Genomic DNA, 24075 nt, shown 5'->3' on the forward strand with positions numbered 1-24075 from the left:
TTAAGCTAATCTCTTAGCCAAACATCTGAGCTGCTGCAAGTGCATTGTAAAGAAGTGATGCAACAACACCGCCGCAGATAGGTGCTACTAGTGGAATCCAACCATATCCCCAGTTAGCGTTCTTCTTACCAAAGTTTGGAGCAAGAAGCTGATATGCTAAACGTGGAGCAGAATCTCTTGCTGCGTTCATTGCGTATCCTGTAAGGCCACCAAATGAAGCACCACAAGCTACGATTACGCCATATACAAGTATCCAAGATACGTTAGACTCGCCAGCTGCTCCTGGAATAAGAGCAAGTGTAAATACAAGTACAAATGTAGCTACAAACTCTGAAAGGAAGTTAAGTGTTGGGTTTGGAATTGAAGGTGCTGTACAGAAGCATCCTCTAACTGTATCATCGTTGCCTGTAGCATTGATGTGGTCATGATAGAGAAGGATAAGAATAGCTGCTCCAACAAAACCGCCAAGAAGCTGTGCAACAATCTGTCCTGGAACTGTACTCCAGTCACCTGTTCTAAGTGCGATTCCAATTGTAACTGCTGGGTTGAATGCTGAAGGGCATCCTGTGAATCTGCTCATTGCAAATGCAGGAACCATAACTGCCATTCCCCAACCGATAAGGATATGGACTGCTCCGCCGCCCTTAAAGCCTGACTTCTCCAAATTCACATTACAGCAAACGCCATCACCAAGTAATACTAGAATAATTGTACCAATAAATTCTCCCAAATATACTGACATATACATTTACCCCCTAATATTTAGTTTTTTATTAACTACGCGCCCTCATCAGTCACCTTCGGTGACAGCTTCCCCCGAAGGGGGAAGCCTATTATTCCTTAGCCCATCCGCGGGTTGCGGCTACGGCTTGTGACCAGCCTTTGATGCACTTGTTACGTGTCTCATCTGACATTTCTGGCTTGAATTCTTTATCAACGGCCCAGTTCTTGATAACGTCTTCTTTGCTCTTCCAGTAGCCTACTGCAAGACCTGCCAAGTATGCTGCTCCCATAGCTGTTGTTTCTACACAGCTTGGGCGAAGTACGTTAGTGTTGATAATATCTGACTGGAACTGCATCAAGAAGTTATTGTTTGATGCACCACCGTCAACCTTAAGTGATGTAAGATGCTTTCCTGAGTCAAGCTCCATAGCATGAAGTACATCATATGTTTGATATGCAAGTGATTCAAGTGTTGCTCGGATGATGTGATATTTGTTAACACCACGAGTAAGACCTGTGATTGCTCCACGTGCGTATGGATCCCAATATGGAGCACCAAGACCTGTAAATGCAGGTACAACGTAGCATCCGTTTGTATCCTTAACACGAGTTGCGAAGTATTCTGAATCTGGTGAAGAATCAACAATCTTTAATTCATCACGGAGCCACTGGATAGCAGCACCAGCAACGTATACAGAACCTTCAAGTGCGTATGTAACCTTACCATCTAATCCCCATGCGATGGTTGTAAGAAGGTCATTCTTAGAGAAGATAGGCTTCTCACCTGTGTTCATAAGCATGAAGCAACCTGTTCCGTATGTGTTCTTTGCTTCGCCTTCGTTGTAGCATGTCTGTCCGAAAAGAGCCGCCTGCTGATCACCAGCAGCACCAGCGATACGGATAGGACCACCGAAGAACTCTGGGTCAGACTCACCATAGATGCAGCTAGAAGGCTTAGCTTCTGGAAGCATGCTCTTTGGAATCTCAAGAATCTGGCAAAGCTCATCATCCCACTCAAGTGTGTTGATGTTGAATAATAATGTTCTTGAAGCGTTAGAGTAATCTGTAACGTGTACCTTGCCCTTTGTAAGCTTGTAAATTAACCATGAATCTACAGTACCGAAGCAAAGCTCGCCTTTTTCCGCTCTTTCTCTAGCACCTTCAACGTTGTCAAGTATCCAGCGAATCTTTGTACCTGAGAAGTATGGGTCAAATTTAAGACCAGTCTTCTGCTGGAATTTCTCAACGATTCCTGGGATCTTTCCCTTCATCTGCTCAGCAAAATCTGCTGTACGACGGCACTGCCAAACAATAGCGTGATGTATTGGCTGTCCTGTTGCTCTATCCCAAACAATAACAGTCTCGCGCTGGTTTGTGATACCGATTGCTGCGATATCTTCAGCTGAAGCGCCTACCTTCTGCATAGCTGCACGAGCTACAGAAAGCTGTGTCTGCCAAATTTCGTTAGCGTCATGCTCAACCCAACCTGGCTGTGGGAAATACTGTGTAAACTCCTTTTGTGCAACAGAGCACATCTCACCTTTTTCGTTGAAAAGGATACATCTGTTACTTGTTGTTCCGGCATCTAATGCCATTACGTATTTTGCCATTATTTCTCCTCCTTCTTTTGCCTTATGGCTATAGTTAAGTTATAGGAGTTACGAATTGCATCTAAAGCTGCCATACTGCCTCGTTAGTGGTTGATACGGCAAGCACCCCATTATTTAGTGCATTCATAACATCATCACGGTCGCTTACAAGCCCTCCAGCAAGAACTGGAACTCGGCTGGCTGCATTTACCTTCTTTATTACCTTTGGAAGAAGAATTCCAGGTAGTATTTCGATGACGTCCGGCTGTGTAACACCATGCTTATCCTGCTTTTCGATATTAACTAGCGCCATGCTGTCAATAACAAAGTATCTAAGCACTGTGTATAAGCCTAACTCCTTTGCCCTTCCGATGAGATTCCCCTTGGTGGTGATAATACCATCCGCCTTGGTATTATTTTTTATGAAATCGACTGAAATTTCCTTGGAATTATTAAGGCCTGTTATAAGGTCTATGTGAACCATTGCGATTTTTCCTGAATCCTTTATACGTTTTACGATTCCCTCTATCGTACAAACGTCCCCATATAATATAAAGATTATTTCACAATCTGTTTCAATGGCTTTTTCTAATCCCTTGTCGTCCTTTATGGCTGCAATAACTGGATTAGCTTCCAGTTTTTCGATGAAAGCTCTATGCATTATTTATACTCCTTTGGATACCCCTATCTCCTGCCTTAAGGCACAAAAAAAGAACATGCCTATAGACCAAAGAGCTCATCTCTTTTTCACAGCCACATTCTCATCTCTCACGGGCATTTATTAACTTTTGTAAATAAATAATAACGCACATGTAGGTGAATTTCAACATATATTTTTCACAAATTGCACATTTTCTGTACATATTTACCATTTTTGTCACTTTCAATAATTCCGGAGTCAAGATTAAATGCACAATGCACAAAAAAGCTCTGACATGGTATATACCACATCAGAGCTTCTATTTTAATCATTATTTCTGTGCTGAAATTATAGTGTCATAAAGATCTGTGTATTCTTCAAAAGCCTGTAGATTTGGATATTTTGCTTTAATTTCATCTGTTGTTCTAAACAAAAATCCTGCCTTTGAATTTTCAATCATTCCCAAATCGTTATAGCTATCGCCGCTGGCAATAGTCTGGAATCCGCATGACTGAAGTGCCTTTACGGTTGTAAGCTTTGTTTTATCACAACGCATTTTATAGCCTGTGATTTTGTCATCATCTGAAACTGTAAGCTCGTTGCAGAATATGGTTGGGTAGCCAAGCTTCTTCATAAGAGGCATAGCAAACTGTGAAAATGTATCACTAATAATTATGACCTGACCATTTGCTCTAAGCTTGTCTAAGAAATCCTTTGCACCAGGCAATGGGTCAATCTTTTCGATTGTTTCCTGAATTTCCTTTAAGCCTAGGCCATGCTCATTCAAAATATCTATACGATACTTCATAAGCTTATCGTAATCAGGCTCATCTCTTGTAGTCTTCTTAAGCTCTGGAATGCCTGCGGCATCCGCAAATTCAATCCAGATTTCTGGAACTAAAACTCCCTCTAAATCCAAACAAGTAATATACATAACATCTCCTTATATATTATACGGCGCACATAAGTACTACATGCTCCCGGAGGCCACCTTCCACACTTTCGTTCCGGTCCAGTAGGTCCTCACTCGGTATGGAGCCTTCCTCCTCGCGCTTGCCAATACTATGTTGCGCCTTACATATCAAAAATGCTCATTTAAATTTTACAGTTACAAAAATATACTTCCTAGAAGAAACGGATAACGCTTTTGACGCCGCCAAGGGCTGCCTTACGTTCGTTGAATTCAGATTCAGTCATTTCTTCAGTAACGAATGCTGTTTCGTCATCTAAATCTAAATCTGTATAATGTACGTTTTCAAATTCGTTTTCGATATTAGACTGAAGAGCTGATGTACGAACGAAATATTTAAAGCGCTGTTCGTTTGGATTTGCTAATTCAAGATGTTCATTAGCCCATCCAATTCGTACATGCTTGTCTGTATTTCTTGCTAAGAATACAAGATCGCCTACTACTGCTGATGCTGTAGGGAGCGCCCCTGCTCCAGCACCATAATAAAGAGATTCGCCAAGCATATTACCGATTACAGCAACTGCATTCATAACCCCTGATACATGATAAAGCATCTGCTCTGGCTTAACCAAAAACGGTGCTACTCTACAAGAATAGGTGTCACCCTTTTTGACTGAACGCGCCACAAGCTTGATGCTGTAGCCCATAGATTTAGCATATTTAAAATCAGTAGCGGAAATCTTACTGATCCCCTCTGTAGGAATTTCTTTATAATCAACATTTTTGCTAGCAATTATAGATGTAAGAATCGCAAGCTTACGGCAGCTGTCGTGTCCCTCAACATCGGCTGTAGGGTCCTTTTCAGCATAGCCTAATGACTGAGCTTCAGAAAGGATTTCATCATAGTCACTGCCAAACTGCTCCATGTTTGTAAGCATGTAGTTAGTTGTTCCGTTGCATATAGCTGCGATTTCTTCGATTACGTCGCCTGTAAGACATGCTGTAAGTGTACGAATTATTGGGATTCCACCGCCTACAGCTGCTTCGAACACGAAGTTGGTGCCATGGTCTTTGGCAATTTTCATAAGCTCAGCGCCTTTATCAGCTACAAGCGCTTTGTTAGAAGTGGTTACTGATTTGCCGGATTCTAACATCGCCTTAACAAATGAAAATGCTGGCTCAACGCCGCCCATAGTTTCAACAACAAGCTTTACTTCTTTGTCCTTAACAATATCCTTGTAGTCCTTCACAAAACAATCTGCGTGTGGGTCATCAGGGAAATCTCTTAAATCCAGGATATATTTTAAATCCAATGATTCTCCTAGTCGTTCCTTGATGATGTCTCTGTTAGTGTCTAAAACTTTCGCTACACCAGAACCGATTGTTCCATATCCCATAATTGCTACTTTCATGCTGTCACTCCCTTGCTAAAATTTTTACATAATGAACACCTTCAACATTTTCAATGGCACTTACCAAATCTGCATAGTCCACTCCTGTTTCAGGAATCTTTACAGATAATGTAAGTGATGCTGAACCGCCAACAGGTACACTTTGATGTATGGTGAGTATATTAACTTTAAACTCTGCGATCTCGTCCAAAACTCTAGACAGGATACCCGGTTCATCAGTTAATTGAATAACAACATTGACCGTCTTTCCTTTTGTATCTTCATGGAAAGGGGTAATATCGTCCTTATACTTATAGAAGGAGCTACGACTAATTCCTACTAATTCAGTAGCTTCCTGAACAGAACATTTCTTTTCTTCTATAAGTTTTTTTGCTGCAACCACTCTAAGCAATACATCGGGTACAGCCTTCTCTTTCAAAACATAATAGGTTGTTTTGTCTGCCATAATCCCTCCGGTGTGTCTGTCTGACAAGCACATTTGTCCTTGTTCAGAAGATAATAACATTTATCAATATATAAAGCAAGTTAATCTGTATCCATTGTTCCTCTATCTGGACAACCCAAAGAGAGCCACTTTAGATACGCATTCATGAACGGTGTGAGCTTTCCATCAAGAACTGCATCGGCATTTCCTGATTCCTCACCTGTTCGCAAATCCTTAACCATTTTATATGGTTGTAGTACATAAGATCTAATTTGATTTCCCCAGCCTATTTCCGATACTTCGCCTCGGATTCCACTGGCAATCTGAGCGTTTTCCTCCTGCTTCAAAAGAAGGAGCTTAGTTTTCAACATCTGCATAGCTTTATCTTTATTCTGATGTTGACTTCGTTCATTCTGGCAAGTAACAACAATTCCTGTAGGGAAATGTGTAATACGGATAGCCGAGCTGGTCTTGTTGATATGCTGACCACCTGCACCTGATGAACGATATGTATCAATTCGGATATCGTCATCCTTTATTTCTACATCTACATCCTCCTCAATATCTGGCATTACATCGCATGACGCAAAGGATGTTTGACGTTTGCCCTGAGCATTGAATGGCGAAATACGAACCAATCGGTGGATACCCTTTTCAGATTTCAAAAATCCGTAGGCATTTTCACCATTTACCTGGAAGGTAACGGATTTTATTCCAGCTTCATCACCTTCAAGATAATCTAATTCTTCTACCTCGAAGCCTTCGTCAGCGGCCCATCTTGAATACATTCTATAAAGCATCTGTACCCAATCGCAGGCCTCTACGCCACCGGCACCTGAATGCAGTGTTACGATAGCGTTATCTCCATCATATTCACCAGAAAGTAATGTCTTCATGCGTAGCTTATCAAGGGAATCTTCGAATTCCTCAATTAATACTGCTACTGTATCTACTATTTCCTGGTCTTCTTCTTCATTTCCTAATTCAATATAATCTTCTACTTCCTGATACAGCTCTTCTATCTTATCCATTACAGATACATCATCCTTCATGGACTTTAGTTCTTTCATCTTAGTTGTAGATACTGCTGCATCTAGCCAAAAGTCAGGAGCTTCCATTTCTCGCTCCAGTTCCTCTATACGAGCTTTTTTGGCTGCGACGTCAAAGTGAATCCCTCACTTCCGTCATAGAATTTTTTTGCGACAATAGTCGCTGTTTGAACTGATCTAGTTCTATCACGAAATCACCTCTTTTCTCGCCTGTTATGCTCTCAAGCAACCCTAGTCTTTGGCTCGCCCGTTACGTTCTCAAGCAGCCCCAGTCTTTGGCTCGCCCGTTACGCTCTCAAGCCTTAGTATTACACGCTCGACTAGATGTCTCGCTTAGTAATACTAATGCTTGATAGCTACGGGCTACTTATAATACTTAGATGCTTGATAGCTACAGGCTATTTATACATGTTTAGATGCTTGATAGCTACAGGCTACCTTACATATTTGCCGTGCGACTTACTTTGACAATACCTCTAATGCCTTTTGGATTTGGTTGTCGAGGGTTACGTCGTATTTGTCGTCTGGGGTGCCCTGGAATTCGTATTCTAATTCGATGTCTGGGGCGATGCCTTTGCCGTGGATGCTATCTCCACTTGGAGTGTAATAGGTTTGTGTTGTAAGCTTTACAGCCGAACCATCACTGAGTGGAATTGTTGATTGAACAATTCCCTTTCCAAATGTATTAGTGCCAATGACTGTACCGTAGTTAAAATCACGGATAGCACCAGTAAAGATTTCTGCAGCTGAGGCTGTGTTACCATTTACCAACACAACTACAGGAATGTTCTTTTGACTCTTGTCGTCAGATGTGTAATCTTCTCTGTTTCCTGCTTTATCCATTGTATATACTACAGTGCCCTCTGGAAGAATGTAGTCTAACATATCTACTACTGAATCTACAAGACCACCGCCGTTATTTCGCATATCATAAATAACAGATGTCATACCCTGCTTTTCCAAATCCTCGTATGCTGCTACGAAATCATCATAGGTATGTTCTGTGAACTGCGATACTGCAATATATCCAACATTGCTATCTAACATTTGATGCTCAACAGTAGGTGTTGAAATAGATGCTCTTGTACAGGTTACATCCTTTTCTTCTCCATCTCTGTTGATTACAAGCTTAACGTCTGTACCTTCTTCGCCTCGGATGTGCTGTACAAACACATCTAAATCCAAATCAACTGCCATTTTCCCATCTGCAGAAACGATTAAATCCCCTTCCTTAAGGCCGGCCTTTTCTGCTGGAGTATTAGCATATACCTTTGTAATGGTAACCTCTCCGGTCTTTATATCCTTTTGAAGAAGAGCACCGATACCAGCGTAATTACCAGTAAGAGTCTGCATTAAATCCTCGTATTCTTCTGCTGTATAATATGCAGAATATGGATCATCCAAGCCCTCTAAAAGGCCTTTGTAAACACCATTTACAAGATCTTCATTATTAATATCTTTATAGTAATAGTTTTGAAGAATGTAGATAAGCGTCTCAAGCTTTGTTGCTGAACCATTCTGAAGAGCCCCTGATGCTTCAGTGAGCTTATCATTGTTGATTTTTTCAATAACATCTGTTGATGATTCATTAATTGTTGAGGTTCTTGATGAAACAATGCACAACAATCCTACAAATGCTAAAGCAGCGCCAAGCATTACGCCAATAATAAGACTTACAACTACTGGCCACTTCTTTGGCTTCTGCTGAACTTCTGGTATGATTTCTGAGTCGAATTCTGTATTCATCTTAATGCCTTTCTTATCTCATAATATTGACAAAGTGCCAAAGCATACGCCAAGGCACTTTAAATCATAAACAGTATACTAAACTCTAAGGTGCTTATGCAATGTCACCCTTGAACCAATCCAGCCGATTCCTATACCAAGTAAAAGTGATATTGGTACCAATGTTTTGAATATAGTTTCAACTGGAATGAATGTAACCATGTTGCTAAGGAAATTGAATTCAGAGGCTGCATATTTAATTACTCTTCCATATATAAAATATAGAAGAATAAGTGGTATAGCAGAACCAATCAATCCAATGAAAATACCTTCGACAACGAATGGTTGTCTAACGAAGGCATCCTTTGCTCCAATCAGTTTCATAATTGCGATTTCTTCTCTTCGAACGGAAATACCTACCATAACTGTGTTGCTAATCAAGAATACTGATACAGCAAGAAGTATGATAACTATAGCCATCGAAACTATTGTAATAGCTTTATTTATATCAGTAAGTGTCTTTGCAGCCACTTCAGATTTATTAACCTGTCTAACTCCGTCTAATCCTTCCAAATAAGAAACAAGTGTAGATTGCATTGCTACATCTGAAAGGTAGATTTCGTAGTTTGCTGAGTTTGCTAATGGATTATCATCAGTAAAACCAGCTGCAAGCTGTGGATTATCTCCGAAATATTCTTCCTGATAATCAGCCCAAGCCTGTTCAGCAGATATGAAGTCGTAACGTGCTACCTCAGGTCTTTTGGAAATTTCCTTTCCAATTTCTTCAATACGTGCCTGAGATGTTCCTTCTTTAAAGAAAACAGTAACTGCAACACCCTCTTCAGCTGTCTTAACCATAGCCTGGAAATTAGTTCCCAAAGAATAGAAGATACCAAATAAGAAAATACAGGCTGTCATAGTTGCTATAGAAGCAAGGGAGAACATTTTATTACGCCAAACATTCTTTAGGCCTTGACCTACATTATAAATATGAGTACTAATCTTCATAGTCATCACCTCCAACGTCGCTGACTACCACGCCCTTTTTGATGGTGATAACCCTTTTATTCATTGTTCTTACGATTTCCATATTGTGAGTAACAACAAGAACCGTTGTACCCCTTTGATTGATTTCCTCAAGGAGCTTCATAATTTCCCATGTGTTGTCACTGTCAAGGTTTCCTGTAGGCTCGTCTGCCAAAATGATTTTGGGCTCGTTTACGAGAGCGCGGGCAATAGCTACACGCTGCTGTTCTCCACCAGATAACTGGCTAGGACGAGATCTGTATTTAGCTGCCAAGCCAACCATTGAAAGAATATTAGGAACCTTCTTTTTAATATCTCTGTTGGATGACTCAACTACCTTCATTGCAAATGCAACATTTTCATAAACATTACGGTCTGGAAGAAGTCTAAAGTTCTGGAACACAACTCCAACGTTTCTTCTGTACATTGGAATCTTTTTATGAGTTACCTTCTTTAAATCCTGTCCATTTATATAAATCTTACCTTTAGTAGGTTCTAATTCTTTAAGGAGCAATCTGATAAGGGTAGATTTGCCCGAACCACTATCTCCTACTATAAAAACAAATTCGCCGGGATCAATATGAATAGTCACATCTTCTAGGGCTGGCTTGCCAACCTCATATGACTTACTAACGTGATCTAATCGTATCATTAAAACTTCTCATCCTCCATATACTTCATGTACTTAACTACCATAAGAGCAATCTTGAATGTGATAGCATCTTCAAATACTCTTAAATCAAGGCCTGTACTCTTCTCTAACTTATCAAGACGATATACTAAAGTATTACGATGTATGTATAGCTGTCTTGATGTCTCAGAAACGTTAAGACTGTTTTCGAAGAATTTGGCAATAGTAGTAAGTGTCTCCTCATCGAAATCATCTGGAGACTTGTTATCAAATATCTCTGAAATAAACATTTTGCAAAGTGGTATAGGAAGCTGATAAATAAGACGGCCAATTCCAAGTGCTGAATATGCAATGATACGCTTATCACTAAAGAATATCTTTCCGACATCCATTGCCATATTAGCTTCTTTGTATGAACGAGATACTTCCTTTATTTCACCAACAACTGTACCATATGAAACACGAATATTCTTAGAGTCCTTATCGTGGAATGCATCAATAATAACTGCTGCAATCTTTTCTACATCTTCGTAAGTATCGTTTTCCCCAAGTTCCTTTACTACGATTATATTGTGCTCATCAACAGCAGTAACAAAATCCTTTGTTTTGCCACCGAAGACAGAACGTACTCTATCTAATTCATCCCCGTCCTTGTCAGGACCTACTTCTACAATCATAACAACTCTTCGTGCGTTAATATCCACATGAAGCTTCTTAGAACGATTGTAAATATCAACAAGAAGCAGATTGTCTAAAAGAAGATTCTTAATAAAGTTATCCTTATCGAATCTTTCCTTGTAAGCAATCATTAATTCCTGGACATGGAATGCTGCTATCTTACCAACAGTAGATGCCTCCTCACTATCCCCATGTGCAAGAATTACAAATTCAAGCTGAGTATCATCAAATACTTTGAAAAAATGATAGCCTAATGCTACCTGACTATCAGCTTCAGATGCCGCAAATACAGCAACTGCATCTGACAACTGCGCCGTGTCATTAAATGTGGATGCACATACAACTCCATCTGCATCAGTAACCGCCAAATCTATTTTTGTAAGCTGATGTAAGCCTTCGATTGTATTTTGCATGATTTGATTAGAAATCATATGGATTACCTCCCGATTATATATGCAATATTAACAATGCCAAAACTGTTTTTTGCATACAAATTCACATAACCTATGCCCATTTTAATATAAATAACCAAAAAAGGGAATAGCAAACTGAGATTTATTTATGCAAATTCACAAGTCTCAATATATTTACATATCCGTGAAGCTTTTGTGAAAAGATATTTAAATCAGATTATTGTCTGATAATAGACACTATTTTCTGATAGGTGTATCGCGCTTTTAAAGTCAAGCTTTTTTAGCAATTTGCTCAGTTTTGTCGATTTAGTCCAAAACATACGTTTCTATAAATTGTGGATAACTTTTCCTAATTTTTCACATTTTCTGTGGATAAAGTGGATAAAAGGTTTACAAGTCCGTTTTTTCGCATTATTTTTATAAACTATTGTTGAAAAATAATTACATTTCCACACTTTTATAAATTATATCTCTTTTTAACTTGTAACTTTTTTGTGCACTTTTTAAAGAAATGCTATTAAACTATTTTATATTATTTTCAGACAATTGTTCATACTTTATATCAGATATTATTATAATACGTATTTGCTACAACTTAAAGGTTTTCGTAACTTTATTATGTTAAAAAAAGGCGCCGCTTCTGCGACGCCTAATAATTCGTTTATTAGAAGATTCTTCTGATTGCAAGAATCTGCTTGTAGTTAACATTTGAGTATGTGATACCAGTTCTTGCATTTGAAGCATGAAGTAATGTTCCGTTACCAGCATAGATACCAACGTGACCTGAGTAACATACGATATCACCTGGCTGCATCTGATCATAAGATACACCATAACCTACGCTACGCATTGCGCTAGATGAATGAGGAAGACCAACACCGAATGCTGAGTAAACGCTCATTACGAAACCAGAACAATCTGTACCACCTGTAAGTGAAGAGCCACCGTAAACATATGGGTTACCAACGAACTGTGCACCATAATTAACAACTGAGCTTCCGTTTGAACCAGATGGAGCTGAATAATGCTTTCCTTCTGATGATGAAGACTTAGAAGACTTTGCTGCAGATGCTGTAGCCTTTTCTGCTGCTTCCTTAGCTGCCTTCTTATCAGCCTCTTCCTTAGCAAGACGAGCTTCCTCGTGTGCCTTAGACTCAGCTACTGTAAATTCTGTTGAAATATCAACATAATCTGTACTGATGTAACCATCACCTGCATCACAGGAAACCTTAACCCAGCCTGAATCTTCCATTGACTCATCGATGATTGTAAGATCATCACCTAATGGAAGTAAATCTATAACGGCTGAATCTGTGCTAGCCTGCTCTCTAACATATAATGTCTGAGTATTAACTGTAGCAACTCTTCGTGACATTTCCTTAGCAAGTTCTTCGTTACCCTGTACTACGAATTCGCTCTTAACATATCCTGTTACATCACCAGATGTGATGCAAACCCAAGTACCATCTTCAGCTTCAACTGTTTCTGAAACTGTACCTGCAGATTTGTTATAAAGCTTTCCGACATATTCGCTATCAGCTGAAGCGCTTTCACGAATATATACATAATTATCAACCTGAGCGATTGCTATGTTAGCGTATGGATTTTCTGCTGTGGCAACCCACTCTGACTCATTCTCAGCAAGCTGAGTTTCGGTAGAGATATTAGTTGCGTTAGCAAGCATATCATTAACTGAAAGCTGTGCGCCAGCAAATGCTGTGAAGTTGGTGGTCTCAAGAACACCAGTAGCACTTGAAAGAGCGCTGACACCTGATGTAGCGCTAGCAGCATCAGAGCAAAGTGAAATGCTTGATGCGACAACACATGCAGCAAGTGCATAGCTTACAGACTTTGTAATCTTAGAATTCATTTTGTAAAAAACCTCCGAATTTGTTACAAACTTATTACAACTGTTTTAAATTATATAGGTTAAATGTATATATGTCAAGTTTTACTTTACCTAGACTTTATATATAAAAACAGCTTATTAAGATTTGTAATAATTTGGTAAACTAATTATTTTGAAAAAAGTTTTGAATAGATGTAATAGCATTAGCTCCATCTGCAGTGGCTGTAATAACCTGTCTAAGCTGTTTTGTTCTCACATCACCAGCGACATATATACCTTCCTTAGATGTTTTACAGGTTTCATCAGCGACTATATATCCCTTAGAATCCATGTCTACTAAATCAGATAGGAAGCCTGTATTTGGAACAGTTCCAACAGCTATAAATATTCCATCGACTTCAAGCTTACTGTTTTCTTCAGTCTTTTTATTATGAAGATTAATTGCAGAAACAGCGGTTGCTCCCTCTATAGATTCAACTACAGTATCATATATTATTTCTATATTATTTATAGAATTAACTTTGTCCTGTAGAACCTTAGCACCTCTGAATTCATCTCTTCTATGAATAAGGTATACCTTGGTACAGAATCTTGATAGATAAATGGCATCTTCTAAAGCAACATCGCCGCCACCTACAACAGCTACTGTCTTATCCTTGAAGAATGCCCCGTCACAAGTAGCACAATAAGAAACGCCCATTCCAGAAAACTCTTCTTCTCCTGGACAGCCCAGCTTCTTATTTGAAGCTCCTGTTGCAATTATTATTGTTTTCGCTTCGAAAGTCTGCTTCTTAGTGATAAGCTCTTTTGTTTCACCCTTATCTACAATAGAAGTAACTTTTCCTCTTGCGAACTCTACCCCAAGCTTTTCACAGTGATTTTTCATGGCGTCAGCAAGCTCTGTTCCTGATGCTCCTGGAAAACCTGGATAATTATCGATTTCGTAAGTATTAAGAATCTGTCCACCGCTGATTGAGCTGGTATCAAGAACTAATATATCAAACCCCGCTCTTTTCCCATAAATACCAGCAGCAAGCCCTGCTGGGCCTGCCCCTATAACTATCACATCATAAATCATTATTCTTCTCCGATTTTATTACTTTATTGCTATAGCTTCTGCCTCTAGCAAAACGTCCTTTGGAATACGTGCAACTTCGATGCAAGAACGTGCAGGAAATGGCTCTGGAAAATATTTTGCATATACTTCGTTAATAGCTGCAAAATCATTCATGTTTTTGATGAAAACTGTAGTCTTAACTACGTTTGACATAGATGTGCCAGCTGCCTCAAGAAGTGCGCTCATGCTCTTGAATACTCTGTCTGCCTGTGCTGCTGCACCTTCAGGTATTTCTCCTGTGGCTGGATCAACTGGAATAATTCCTGATGTATAAACCATTCCATTTACCTCAATAGCCTGTGAGTATGGGCCGATTGCTGCTGGTGCTGATGTTGTAGAAATCACATTTTTCATTACATTTTCCTCCTGCTTTACGCCAAATCTAATTGTCTGCTTTACGTATTTTACCACCCTCTAAAGTGATTTTACGTTCCTTATAGAGTCTTCCTATTGCACGCTTGAAAGCAGCCTTTGAAAGACCTGTTTCTCTTTTTATAACCTCTGGAGAAGCCTTTTCTGTAAATGGCAATACTCCAGCATAGCTATCAATTAAATCTAAAAGGGCATCTGCATCATCTTCCATCTGAATATATGCCTTATCGCGAATAGTAACATCGCACTTACCATCTTCTTTAATGCCAGTGATTCTGACCATGATTACATCGCCGATTCTGTATTTGCTAACATCCTCGTGACGTGGAATCATAGCTGAATATTTATCCTCTAAGGCTACGAAGGTTCCAAAATCATGACCGAACTCATAGATTCTTGCTTCTACCTCATCTCCAACCTGATATGGTGGCTTCTTAGAAAGCATTTCGTATAAGCCCTTCATGCTTGCGCATAATCTTTCGCTTTTATCGATGTAAACTCTGACTAAGATTTCATCGCCCTCTGATGGCTGTCTGGTCATTTCCTTGAATGGAAGGAATAAGTCCTTTTCCAATCCCCAGTCTAAGAAGGCGCCTACCTTATTAAGTTGGCTGACAGTAAGCACCCCCATCTGCCCCAATGTAAGCTTTGGTGTAGATGTTGTAGCTATGAGTCTGTCCTTTGAATCCTTGTAGACAAATACCTGGATTTCATCTCCAATAGAAAAGTTCTCTGGTACCTGCTTTTTTGGAAGCAGTACTCTCTCCTCTCCATCAGATAGATATACTCCGAATTCTACCTTCTTTTGTATTTTAAGTTTTTGAATTTCACCTAATTTCATTATTTGTACTCCACAATTGTAAATACTTCGTCATCCTTTTTAAGAACGACTTGATAACCTGTTTCTAATTTTACCAAATATACATCTAGTTCATCAAATAATAATGCAGCTTTTTTATAGCTGATATTGATATTAGAAAATTCCTGGCTTGGAAGGAATCTTCTGGTGACATCTATATAGAAGGAGTTATTCATATGGCCGTTAGTATCAATGTGTGTTTCCCCTACAGTAAATGTACCGACCTTTTCGCCTTCATTGTTATAGTGAAGCTTAGGTCTCTTGAAATCAAATTGAGGTCTATCTGGATCCTCCGGATAAGCTGCTGCAATTTGTTCGTTTATTCTGGCAGGTCTAAGATTTTTGATATCCATCAATACCCAGAGGGAATCAGCGTATATTAATACTTCTCCTGCTTCATCACATATAGTGTAAATACGGCGAGCCATCATTCCCCTAACCTGATATGGGTATGTAGCAATGGTAATCTTTTCTAAATACTTAGGCAACCTATTGATATGAATTTCGTAACTGGTAACAAACCAGCCTCTATCTAAAGGTGCAAGATAATTAACACCAACGCCTACATCGTCAGAATGAAAGCAACTACAATCCTGCATATAATTAACAAGACTGAAATATGTAAGGTTAAGATTTGAATCCACTTCACTATAGCTAACTCTGTCTCTGTATTTATACATATGTGCTCCTTTATCATCTAATGAAAAATTGTAAAAAAAAGACCTAAGCAAATAGCTGCTTAGGTCTAGCTGGCCCACAAGGATTCGAACCTTGAAATGACGGAGTCAGAGTCCGTTGCCTTACCATTTGGCGATGGGCCAATGTCTTTTGTTTTTTTGCCGCTTTGCCGCGTCAACGAATGTTATTATAAGGCCTACTTTTGAAAAACGCAAGCATTTTTTTCATATTTTTTTCACTTTTTTAAAATTTTATTAGCGAGCCCTCTAAAATCGCGTATTTTACGGCATTTTCCCATTCGATTTTTGCTGCTCCAGCAGTCTTGTCTGCGATCTTTTTTTCAATTTCTTCAATTTTTTCTGTTGGAACCACCGAAAAAATTTTTACGTCAGCACCAAAATCTGTATTCAAAATCGGAAGATCTCCTTCGCGAAGAACATATTCTATTTTTCCGTAGCCATTATAGTCGGTAGAAATTGTACATGGCTTACCATCCTGAGGCTCAAGAATCTGGCACGCCTTAAGTCCTTCCTGCACTGCACCCTGATATGCTCTTACAAGTCCGCCTGTACCAAGAAGAACGCCACCAAAATATCTGGTGACGACCACAACGCAATTATGAATGTTCTCTCTAAGTAAAACGTCTAACATTGGTCTTCCAGCAGTCTGCGCTGGTTCCCCATCATCATTACATCTGGTTATTTCATTATTAGGACCAATCACAAAGGCAGAGCAATTGTGTCTTGCATCCCAAAATTCCTTTTTCTTAGCTGCGATAAAATCTGTAGCTTCCTGTTCTGTTTTAACTGGACAGATGTGAGCAATGAATCTGGACTTCTTTTCCTCTATCTCTCCCACTCCGCCTTCATATATTATTTTATAGCTCTTATTTTCCATAGGTTTATTATAATTGATAATTTTGGTATAATGAAGTCTAAATTGGAGGTTATTATGAATTACGGAAAAGAAAATGCAGCTAAGCAAACCGCCAAACTTACAGGACGTAAGAAACGTAAGCGACATAGTGCAGGTCTTGCCATTATTCGCTTATCACTTATATGCATCGTTTCTGTTGTTTTAGCTGGTGGTATTTTTGCTTACCTCTATGCAAAAGATTTAATAGACCAGTTACCAGACGTATCTACTATAGATATATCCCCTACTGGTTACATGAGTACAGTTTTTGATTCAGATGGAAATGAGATTGAAACACTGGCTTCTACAGGTGCAAATAGAACCTATGTAACTTTAGACGAAATACCTATTGATTTGCAGCATGCTTTTGTTGCTATCGAGGATTCACGTTTTTATGAACATAACGGTATCGATCCACAGGGTATTATAAGAGCAGCCGTTGATGGCGTTTTAAATGGTTTTCATTTTTCACAGGGTGCTAGTACTCTTACTCAGCAGTTATTGAAAAATAACTATTTCACCACATGGACTTCTGAACGTACTAAGCTTGACAGTATCAATAGAAAGATACAGGAACAATACTTAGCCGTTCAGCTTGAAAAAATCACTAAGAAATCAGTGATTTTGGAAAACTATCTAAACAGTATTAACTTAGGTCAGAATACACTTGGTGTTGAGGCTGCAGCTGAAAGATATTTTAATAAATCTGTTTCAGATTTAACTCTTTCGGAAAGTGCAGTAATCGCTGGTATTACTCAAAACCCATCAAAGTATAATCCTATTACTCATCCAGAGGAAAACGCAAAGCGTCGCAAGAAGGTTTTAGGCGATATGCTTAAGCAAAACTACATCACTCAAAGCCAATATGAAGAAGCTTTGGCAGATGATGTATACGACAGAATTCAAGTGTTGAATACTGAGAACGCAACAACATCTACTTCTTATTTTGTTGATGCACTTACAGATGAAATCGTAAATGATTTGCAGGAAAGATTAGGCTACAGCGAATCTGAAGCTTATTCATTATTGTATTCAGGCGGATTGTCTATTTATTCTACACAGGACACTGCCATCCAGAACATTGTTCAGGAAGAAATAAACAACACAGCAAACTACAAAAACATTGAGAAGGTTTCCTTCTCTTACAGATTGACCATTAACAAGGCCGATGGCACTACTGCCAACTATTCAGATATCACAATGCTGAACTACATCAAGGCAAGCAGTTCAAGAAGCAATCTTGAATATGATTCTGAAGAAGAAGCCGCTGCTGCAATTGAAGAATACAAAGCAGCTGTTATGGAAGAAGGCGACGAGGTTGCCGGCGAATCTGTCACCTACACACTTCAGCCTCAGGCTGCAATGACTATCATGGATCAGTCTACAGGCCATGTGGTAGCAATGATAGGTGGACGTGGCGATAAGACAGCCGCTAAGACACTTAACCGTGCAACAGGTATTACCAGACAGCCTGGTTCTACATTTAAGATTATTGCTTGTTATGCCGCTGCTCTTGATGCTGGCGGAATGACACTTGCTTCAGTTGAAAACGATATGCCAACTACATACGCAGATGGTACATCACTTAAGAACTACAACAACAAATATCTTGGCTGGACTAACATAAGAACAGCCATTACTAATTCTATTAACGTTGTTACAGTAGAGGTTATTCAAGATATCGGTACAGGTCTTGGTTATCAGTACGCTAAAGATTTAGGAATCACTACATTATCTGATAAAGATAACAATGCAGCCCTTGCTCTTGGTGGTATCACAAAGGGTGTTACTAATCTTGATTTGACTGCCGCATACGCTACCATAGCAAACGGCGGTGAATACAACACTCCAGTGTTCTATACAACCGTTGTAGACCATCAGGGTAACATTATCCTGGATAACAGAGAGAACGCCTCTAGACGCGTTTTAAAGCCTACTACAGCATGGCTTCTTACAAGTGCCATGAAGGATGTTATGACATCTGGAACTGGTACAGCTGCTAATTTTGAAGGAATGACTGTTGCCGGAAAATCTGGTACAACAACAAAGAACAAAGATACTGTATTTGCTGGCTTCACACCATACTATACAGGCGTCATTTGGGGTGGATATGACGATAATACACCTCAAAGCTATACAACATACTCTAAGGTTATTTGGAAGGCCGTAATGAGCCGAATTCACCAAGGCTTGGCCAACAAGGATTTCACAATGCCAAACGACATTGTAGCAGTTCAGGTTTGTAGAAAATCTGGAAAGCTTGCGATTCCTGGAGTATGTGACCATGACCCACGTGGTTCAATGGTTTACACTGAATACTTCGAGCGTGGCACTGAACCTACAGTAACTTGCGATAAGCATTATTTAGGATATGTATGTACACAATCACACATGTTTGCAAATTCTACCTGTCCTAACTATGGCGGCGTATTTATTGTTGATGGCGCCCCTGGTTCAGAGGACGAACCATTTGCAGTTAATGCAGCAACCTTCGGACAGTATTGTCCTCTACATCCAGGTGAACCACTTCCTAACTCAGGACAGCTTGGAGGCGGCGAATCCGTTGAAGGCGAAGGCAAGATTGAAGTTGTTGGTGGTGAATAGAATTAAATATAAAAAAACACCCCGTAGGTAACAAGCTATAATAAAACCCTGCTTCACATATTAGTGATGCAGGGTTTTAATTATGCTTGTGACCGTAACGGGGTGTTTTTTTATTTCATTATACCTCGAAAATCATATCGCCGTAGCTTGGCATTGGCCAAGATTCCTTGTCTACAATCATCTCTAAGGCATCTACAGGAGCACGAAGCTCATCCATAGCCTTTACAACCTCATCATGATAATAGTTAGCCTTTTCACAGCTAGAAGTCTTCATAGCATATGCCTTCTCGTTCACCTGCTTGAGATTTACGAGAGCTTCTTTTGCTTCCCTAAGGTAATTAGATACCTTGATTAAAAGCTCCTTCTGAGTGCTTACATCGGCCTCAGGGCAAGCATCTGATATTGTTCCAATTGAAAGTCCAAGCTCTGTAGCATAGCTGATTACAGCTGGAATAATCTGCTTAGAAGCCATATCTATCATTGTACGAGCTTCGATATTAATTGACTTAATATACTGCTCATATTCGATTTCTGCACGAGATTCAAGCTCTACCTTTGAGAATACCTTAAACTTCTCAAACATAGAAACTGTAGCATCTGTTGTAAGAGCAGGAATGGCATCAACAAATGAATTAATGCTTGGTAAGCCTCTTCTCTTAGCTTCTTCAATCCATTCATCTCCGTAGCCGTTTCCATTGAATACGATACGCTGATGGTCTGTAGCAAGCTTCTTAATCATATCGTGAACTGCGCCATCAAAATCCTTAGCTTTCTCAAGCTCATCACAAGCATCGCAAAGTGCCTCTGCCATGATTGTGTTAAGAACTACATTTGGCTCACCAACAGAATCCTGTGAACCAACCATTCTGAATTCGAATTTGTTTCCAGTGAAAGCGAATGGTGATGTACGGTTTCTATCTGTAGCATCCTTTCTGAAATCAGGAAGTGTTCTAACACCTGTTTCAAGCTTTTCACCCTTTTTAGATTTAGTAGCTGTACCAGTAGAAATGAGCTGTGTTAAAACGTCCTGAAGCTGCTCTCCAAGATATACTGAAATAATAACTGGAGGTGCTTCATTTCCGCCTAATCTTTGGTCGTTACCAACATCTGATGCTGATTCTCTAAGAAGGTCAGCATGTAAATCTACTGCCTTAAGTACAAGGCAAAGGATTAATAAGAACTGAATATTTTCGTGTGGTGATTTACCTGGCTCAAAAAGATTGATACCATCATCTGTTACAAGAGACCAGTTATCATGCTTTCCAGAGCCGTTAACACCATTAAATGGCTTCTCATGGAGAAGACACTGTAGACCATGACGGTTAGCTACCTTTCTGAGAGTCTCCATAATGATTTGGTTATGGTCAACTGCCACGTTACACTGTGCATAGATAGGTGCGAGCTCGTGCTGAGCTGGTGCTACCTCGTTATGCTGTGTCTTTGATGATACACCAAGCTTCCAAAGCTCAATGTTTACGTCACGCATATAGGCCTCAATACGCTCTGGAATAGCACCGAAGTAATGGTCGTCCATCTCCTGTCCCTTAGGAGGCATAGCGCCAAATAAGGTGCGTCCTGTGTACATCAAATCTTTTCTGGCAAGATACATTTCGCGGTCAATAAGGAAGTATTCCTGTTCTGCACCAACTGAAGGTGTTACACGCTGCGATGTGGTGTTTCCAAATAATCTAAGTAAACGAATAGCCTGCTCAGATAAAACCTCCATAGAACGAAGTAATGGTGTTTTCTGGTCAAGTGCTTCGCCAGTGTATGAACAGAAGGCTGTTGGTATGCAAAGTGTGGCACCTGCAGCATCCTGTCTAACAAAGGCAGGGGATGTTGGGTCCCATGCTGTATAGCCTCTAGCCTCAAATGTGGCTCTAAGACCTCCTGAAGGGAATGAAGAAGCATCTGGTTCACCCTTGATAAGCTCCTTACCAGAAAAGCTCATAAGAACCTTTCCGCTAGGAAGTGGTGCCGAAATAAATGAATCATGCTTTTCAGCAGTGATTCCTGTAAGTGGCTGGAACCAGTGTGTATAGTGGGTTGCTCCCTTTTCAATAGCCCACTCCTTCATCTCATGTGCGATAACATCAGCAGTTTCCAAATCTAACTCTTCTCCCGCAAGAATAGTCTGCTTTAACTTCTGATAAGTCTTCTTTGGGAGACGTTCCTGCATAACACTGTCGTTAAAAACATTCTCACCAAAGATGTCTGCCACATTAAAATATTCTTCCATGTATAAAGTATCCTTTCCCATAACATATATAAAGAAAGACAATCAGCACAATATACCGATTGTCTTTCCATAGTTCAACTAAAAGCTAAACCGGTAAAAGGTTTAAGCCTTTCCAACTGAACCAAAAAGTTCCATCTTTTCTTTAACTGTAGCCTTGATAGCTTCTGTACCAGGAGCAAGAAGCTTACGTGGATCAAATCCCTTACCTTCAAGATCCTTACCTGCTTCGATGTACTTACGTGTTGCATCAGCAAATGAAAGCTGGCACTCTGTATTAACGTTGATCTTAGAAACACCAAGCTCGATAGCTTTCTTGATCATATCAGCTGGGATACCTGTACCACCGTGAAGTACGAGTGGCATAGCACCTGTCTTCTGCTGGATAGCATCAAGTGTCTCAAATGAAAGTCCCTGCCAGTTTGCTGGATACTTTCCGTGGATGTTACCGATACCAGCTGCAAGCATATCAACACCAAGATCAGCGATTGTCTTGCACTCGTTAGGATCAGCACATTCGCCCATACCTACAACGCCATCTTCTTCACCACCGATTGAACCAACTTCGCACTCGATTGAAAGGCCAAGTCCGTGAGCTACGTTAACAAGCTCTGTAGACTTTGCAAGGTTCTCCTCGAATGGATAGTGTGAACCATCAAACATGATAGATGTGAAACCAGCCTTAATGCACTTGTAGCATCCTTCGTATGTACCATGATCAAGGTGAAGTGCTACAGGAACTGTAATTCCGAGCTCCTCGTCCATAGCGCGAACCATAGCTGCAACTGTACCGAAGCCTGTCATGTACTTACCAGCACCCTCAGATACACCAAGGATTACAGGTGAGTTAAGCTCCTGAGCTGTAAGAAGAATGGCCTTTGTCCACTCAAGGTTGTTAATGTTAAACTGGCCTACTGCATAGTGGCCTGCTTTTGCTTTATCAAGCATTTCTTTTGCAGAAACTAACATAAATTATTCCTCCATATATGCGTTTTTGGATTCTTAAATAGAACCCTATCTAACGGAAATTTTAACATAATGGAAATTTCTATTCAATAGCTATTTCCAATGCACCTTTTTCATCTACGACGGAAACCACCTTATGATTTCCTCCAAATTCACCATCTAAAGTCCATGGAACCTCTTCACTACATGTGAAACGAATTGATGAGGTTTGGAAAGAATATACCATATCTGAATCTGGGATAATTCCTGTCATGAAACCTATTATTTCATTAAGCTCCATTGGGTTACGTGGCATTTTGATAAGAGTAGCTTCAAATACTCCATCATTTAAGCCTATATCACCTCTTATGATTCCCTGGAAACCGCCAACTGATTTAGAGTTAGTAATCATTCCATAGATGAATTCATCGTATACAACATTTCCATCATATTCCACCTGCATTCTAAATGATGGAATATCTCTAAGCTGTTTAGCGCCTTCGATAATGTACGCTGCGTGTCCTAGAACATTTTTCATATCCTGCGGTGTGGCATATGAAACTTCTGTAAAAATACCAAATGCAGCTACATAAACAAATGAATCCGAATTAAAGTTACCTATGTCACATGGGAATAGATTATCGGATACACTGATACGCGCTGCATTCAACATATTCTTATCTATGCCAAGAGAATTTCCGAAATCGTTTGTAGAGCCTGCTGGAATGTAGCCAATAGGCTTTCTTTCAGCTACTGGTAGCTGCATCATTCCTGTGACAACCTCATCCAAGGTGCCATCTCCTCCAGAGCAAACGATTCTATCAAATTCCTTAGCTCTTTCAATTGTCTGTTTGGTGGCATCTGAACCAGCCTGTGTAATATGCACACTAACCTGGTAGCCAGCCTTAATCATAATGTCTAGGATGTCAGCAAGATGCTCCTTTATTTGCCCCTTACCAGAACGGGGATTTACTATAAATAATAATCTCTTTGACATATAATCCTCTTTAAATTTATTTTGTAAGGAAATCAGAAAGTTCAGCTACTGCCTTTTCTTCATCATCACCACTTGCATCTATAACTACTGTCTGTCCTGAAGCTAGTACCAAACTCATCATTCCCATAATACTCTTAGCATTTACCTTCTTTTCATCCATCTCAAAATAGATTGAACTTGCAAACTGGTTTGCCAACTGTACTAGATGAGCAATAGGTGTGGCTTCCATTGAATTTGACATCTGAATTGTAACTTCTTTTTGCATGACGTCCTCCTGAAAAAC

Annotated in this window: 22 protein-coding genes and 1 tRNA gene; 1 reads left to right on the top strand and 22 read right to left on the bottom strand. The window is 39.7% G+C overall.

Going from position 1 to position 24075, the window contains the following annotated elements; translation table 11 throughout:
• Positions 1–13 precede the first annotated feature (13 nt).
• The 18 genes from G611_RS0101790 to G611_RS0101875 all read right to left on the bottom strand — a co-directional run bounded on the left by G611_RS0101790 (position 14) and on the right by G611_RS0101875 (position 16992).
• On the bottom strand, positions 14–742 hold the full coding sequence (locus G611_RS0101790) for an MIP/aquaporin family protein (RefSeq protein WP_028242152.1): 729 nt from the start codon (positions 740–742) through the stop codon (positions 14–16).
• Between the two features lie 91 nt (positions 743–833).
• On the bottom strand, positions 834–2333 hold the full coding sequence (gene glpK, locus G611_RS0101795; RefSeq protein ID WP_028242153.1) for a glycerol kinase GlpK: 1500 nt from the start codon (positions 2331–2333) through the stop codon (positions 834–836).
• A gap of 61 nt (positions 2334–2394) precedes the next feature.
• Positions 2395–2973 carry a glycerol-3-phosphate responsive antiterminator gene (locus G611_RS0101800; protein WP_028242154.1) on the bottom strand — a complete coding sequence of 193 codons (579 nt, stop codon included), beginning with the start codon at positions 2971–2973 and terminating at the stop codon, positions 2395–2397.
• Between the two features lie 310 nt (positions 2974–3283).
• Positions 3284–3886 carry a bifunctional phosphoserine phosphatase/homoserine phosphotransferase ThrH gene (thrH, locus tag G611_RS0101805; protein ID WP_028242155.1) on the bottom strand — a complete coding sequence of 201 codons (603 nt, stop codon included), beginning with the start codon at positions 3884–3886 and terminating at the stop codon, positions 3284–3286.
• Between the two features lie 191 nt (positions 3887–4077).
• Positions 4078–5274 carry a homoserine dehydrogenase gene (locus G611_RS0101810; protein ID WP_028242156.1) on the bottom strand — a complete coding sequence of 399 codons (1197 nt, stop codon included), beginning with the start codon at positions 5272–5274 and terminating at the stop codon, positions 4078–4080.
• 4 nt (positions 5275–5278) lie between these two features.
• The gene (locus G611_RS0101815; protein WP_028242157.1) at positions 5279–5719 is read right to left on the bottom strand and encodes an ACT domain-containing protein; all 441 of its coding nucleotides are present in this window, start codon (positions 5717–5719) and stop codon (positions 5279–5281) included.
• 80 nt (positions 5720–5799) lie between these two features.
• A protein-coding gene (gene prfB / locus G611_RS0101820; protein ID WP_155942225.1) for a peptide chain release factor 2 occupies positions 5800–6937 on the bottom strand; the annotation gives its coding sequence in 2 pieces (ribosomal slippage) (positions 5800–6861 and positions 6863–6937; 1137 coding nt in all).
• Between the two features lie 269 nt (positions 6938–7206).
• Complete coding sequence (locus tag G611_RS0101825; RefSeq protein ID WP_051195010.1) at positions 7207–8493, bottom strand: S41 family peptidase; 1287 nt, start codon at positions 8491–8493, stop codon at positions 7207–7209.
• Between the two features lie 78 nt (positions 8494–8571).
• Complete coding sequence (gene ftsX / locus G611_RS0101830; protein WP_028242160.1) at positions 8572–9480, bottom strand: permease-like cell division protein FtsX; 909 nt, start codon at positions 9478–9480, stop codon at positions 8572–8574.
• Entirely contained in the window at positions 9470–10150 is a 681-nt protein-coding gene (gene ftsE, locus G611_RS0101835; protein WP_028242161.1) for a cell division ATP-binding protein FtsE, read from the bottom strand. The genes ftsX and ftsE overlap by 11 nt, the downstream gene beginning before the upstream one ends.
• Entirely contained in the window at positions 10150–11238 is a 1089-nt protein-coding gene (locus G611_RS0101840) for a PucR family transcriptional regulator (protein WP_028242162.1), read from the bottom strand. The genes ftsE and G611_RS0101840 overlap by 1 nt, the downstream gene beginning before the upstream one ends.
• A 646-nt stretch (positions 11239–11884) precedes the next feature.
• Positions 11885–13090 (bottom strand): SH3 domain-containing C40 family peptidase, encoded by a 1206-nt coding sequence (locus G611_RS0101845; protein ID WP_051195011.1) that lies wholly within the window; start codon positions 13088–13090, stop codon positions 11885–11887.
• Between the two features lie 142 nt (positions 13091–13232).
• On the bottom strand, positions 13233–14147 hold the full coding sequence (gene trxB, locus G611_RS0101850; RefSeq protein WP_028242164.1) for a thioredoxin-disulfide reductase: 915 nt from the start codon (positions 14145–14147) through the stop codon (positions 13233–13235).
• An 18-nt stretch (positions 14148–14165) separates the two neighbouring features.
• Entirely contained in the window at positions 14166–14540 is a 375-nt protein-coding gene (locus G611_RS0101855) for a RidA family protein (RefSeq protein ID WP_028242165.1), read from the bottom strand.
• 28 nt (positions 14541–14568) lie between these two features.
• Complete coding sequence (locus G611_RS0101860) at positions 14569–15399, bottom strand: S1 RNA-binding domain-containing protein (RefSeq protein ID WP_028242166.1); 831 nt, start codon at positions 15397–15399, stop codon at positions 14569–14571.
• On the bottom strand, positions 15399–16097 hold the full coding sequence (locus G611_RS15540; RefSeq protein WP_028242167.1) for an acyl-[acyl-carrier-protein] thioesterase: 699 nt from the start codon (positions 16095–16097) through the stop codon (positions 15399–15401). Before G611_RS15540 ends, G611_RS0101860 begins: the two co-directional genes overlap by 1 nt.
• 69 nt (positions 16098–16166) lie before the next feature.
• A tRNA-Gln gene (locus G611_RS0101870) sits at positions 16167–16238 on the bottom strand.
• A 100-nt stretch (positions 16239–16338) separates the two neighbouring features.
• On the bottom strand, positions 16339–16992 hold the full coding sequence (locus G611_RS0101875) for a YigZ family protein (protein WP_028242168.1): 654 nt from the start codon (positions 16990–16992) through the stop codon (positions 16339–16341).
• A 54-nt stretch (positions 16993–17046) separates the two neighbouring features.
• Here G611_RS0101875 and G611_RS13580 point away from each other — a divergent pair, with 54 nt between their 5' ends.
• Positions 17047–19614: a transglycosylase domain-containing protein gene (locus G611_RS13580; RefSeq protein ID WP_051195012.1), complete on the top strand. Its 2568-nt coding sequence runs from the start codon at positions 17047–17049 to the stop codon at positions 19612–19614.
• 118 nt (positions 19615–19732) lie between these two features.
• On the opposite strand, the gene G611_RS0101885 is transcribed toward G611_RS13580, so the two are convergent.
• The 4 genes from G611_RS0101885 to G611_RS0101900 form a co-directional block, all read right to left on the bottom strand.
• Entirely contained in the window at positions 19733–21853 is a 2121-nt protein-coding gene (locus tag G611_RS0101885; protein WP_028242169.1) for a glutamine synthetase III, read from the bottom strand.
• Positions 21854–21955: 102 nt separating this feature from the next.
• Positions 21956–22819, bottom strand: coding sequence for a class II fructose-1,6-bisphosphate aldolase (fba, locus tag G611_RS0101890; protein ID WP_028242170.1), 864 nt, complete (start codon positions 22817–22819; stop codon positions 21956–21958).
• 79 nt (positions 22820–22898) lie between these two features.
• The gene (locus G611_RS0101895) at positions 22899–23792 is read right to left on the bottom strand and encodes a diacylglycerol/lipid kinase family protein (RefSeq protein WP_028242171.1); all 894 of its coding nucleotides are present in this window, start codon (positions 23790–23792) and stop codon (positions 22899–22901) included.
• Between the two features lie 16 nt (positions 23793–23808).
• Positions 23809–24057 carry an HPr family phosphocarrier protein gene (locus G611_RS0101900; RefSeq protein ID WP_028242172.1) on the bottom strand — a complete coding sequence of 83 codons (249 nt, stop codon included), beginning with the start codon at positions 24055–24057 and terminating at the stop codon, positions 23809–23811.
• Between the last annotated feature and the right edge of the window lie 18 nt (positions 24058–24075).

It is taken from the genome of Pseudobutyrivibrio ruminis AD2017, assembly GCF_000424305.1.
Taxonomy (GTDB): domain Bacteria; phylum Bacillota; class Clostridia; order Lachnospirales; family Lachnospiraceae; genus Pseudobutyrivibrio; species Pseudobutyrivibrio ruminis_B.

Coding starts and splice junctions, on each gene's coding strand:
- G611_RS0101790 (WP_028242152.1), bottom strand. CDS start 742: ATGTCAGTATATTTGGGAGAATTTATTGGTACAATTATTCTAGTATTA.
- glpK (WP_028242153.1), bottom strand. CDS start 2,333: ATGGCAAAATACGTAATGGCATTAGATGCCGGAACAACAAGTAACAGA.
- G611_RS0101800 (WP_028242154.1), bottom strand. CDS start 2,973: ATGCATAGAGCTTTCATCGAAAAACTGGAAGCTAATCCAGTTATTGCA.
- thrH (WP_028242155.1), bottom strand. CDS start 3,886: ATGTATATTACTTGTTTGGATTTAGAGGGAGTTTTAGTTCCAGAAATC.
- G611_RS0101810 (WP_028242156.1), bottom strand. CDS start 5,274: ATGAAAGTAGCAATTATGGGATATGGAACAATCGGTTCTGGTGTAGCG.
- G611_RS0101815 (WP_028242157.1), bottom strand. CDS start 5,719: ATGGCAGACAAAACAACCTATTATGTTTTGAAAGAGAAGGCTGTACCC.
- G611_RS0101825 (WP_051195010.1), bottom strand. CDS start 8,493: ATGAATACAGAATTCGACTCAGAAATCATACCAGAAGTTCAGCAGAAG.
- ftsX (WP_028242160.1), bottom strand. CDS start 9,480: ATGAAGATTAGTACTCATATTTATAATGTAGGTCAAGGCCTAAAGAAT.
- ftsE (WP_028242161.1), bottom strand. CDS start 10,150: ATGATACGATTAGATCACGTTAGTAAGTCATATGAGGTTGGCAAGCCA.
- G611_RS0101840 (WP_028242162.1), bottom strand. CDS start 11,238: ATGATTTCTAATCAAATCATGCAAAATACAATCGAAGGCTTACATCAG.
- G611_RS0101845 (WP_051195011.1), bottom strand. CDS start 13,090: ATGAATTCTAAGATTACAAAGTCTGTAAGCTATGCACTTGCTGCATGT.
- trxB (WP_028242164.1), bottom strand. CDS start 14,147: ATGATTTATGATGTGATAGTTATAGGGGCAGGCCCAGCAGGGCTTGCT.
- G611_RS0101855 (WP_028242165.1), bottom strand. CDS start 14,540: ATGAAAAATGTGATTTCTACAACATCAGCACCAGCAGCAATCGGCCCA.
- G611_RS0101860 (WP_028242166.1), bottom strand. CDS start 15,399: ATGAAATTAGGTGAAATTCAAAAACTTAAAATACAAAAGAAGGTAGAA.
- G611_RS15540 (WP_028242167.1), bottom strand. CDS start 16,097: ATGTATAAATACAGAGACAGAGTTAGCTATAGTGAAGTGGATTCAAAT.
- G611_RS0101875 (WP_028242168.1), bottom strand. CDS start 16,992: ATGGAAAATAAGAGCTATAAAATAATATATGAAGGCGGAGTGGGAGAG.
- G611_RS13580 (WP_051195012.1), top strand. CDS start 17,047: ATGAATTACGGAAAAGAAAATGCAGCTAAGCAAACCGCCAAACTTACA.
- G611_RS0101885 (WP_028242169.1), bottom strand. CDS start 21,853: ATGGAAGAATATTTTAATGTGGCAGACATCTTTGGTGAGAATGTTTTT.
- fba (WP_028242170.1), bottom strand. CDS start 22,819: ATGTTAGTTTCTGCAAAAGAAATGCTTGATAAAGCAAAAGCAGGCCAC.
- G611_RS0101895 (WP_028242171.1), bottom strand. CDS start 23,792: ATGTCAAAGAGATTATTATTTATAGTAAATCCCCGTTCTGGTAAGGGG.
- G611_RS0101900 (WP_028242172.1), bottom strand. CDS start 24,057: ATGCAAAAAGAAGTTACAATTCAGATGTCAAATTCAATGGAAGCCACA.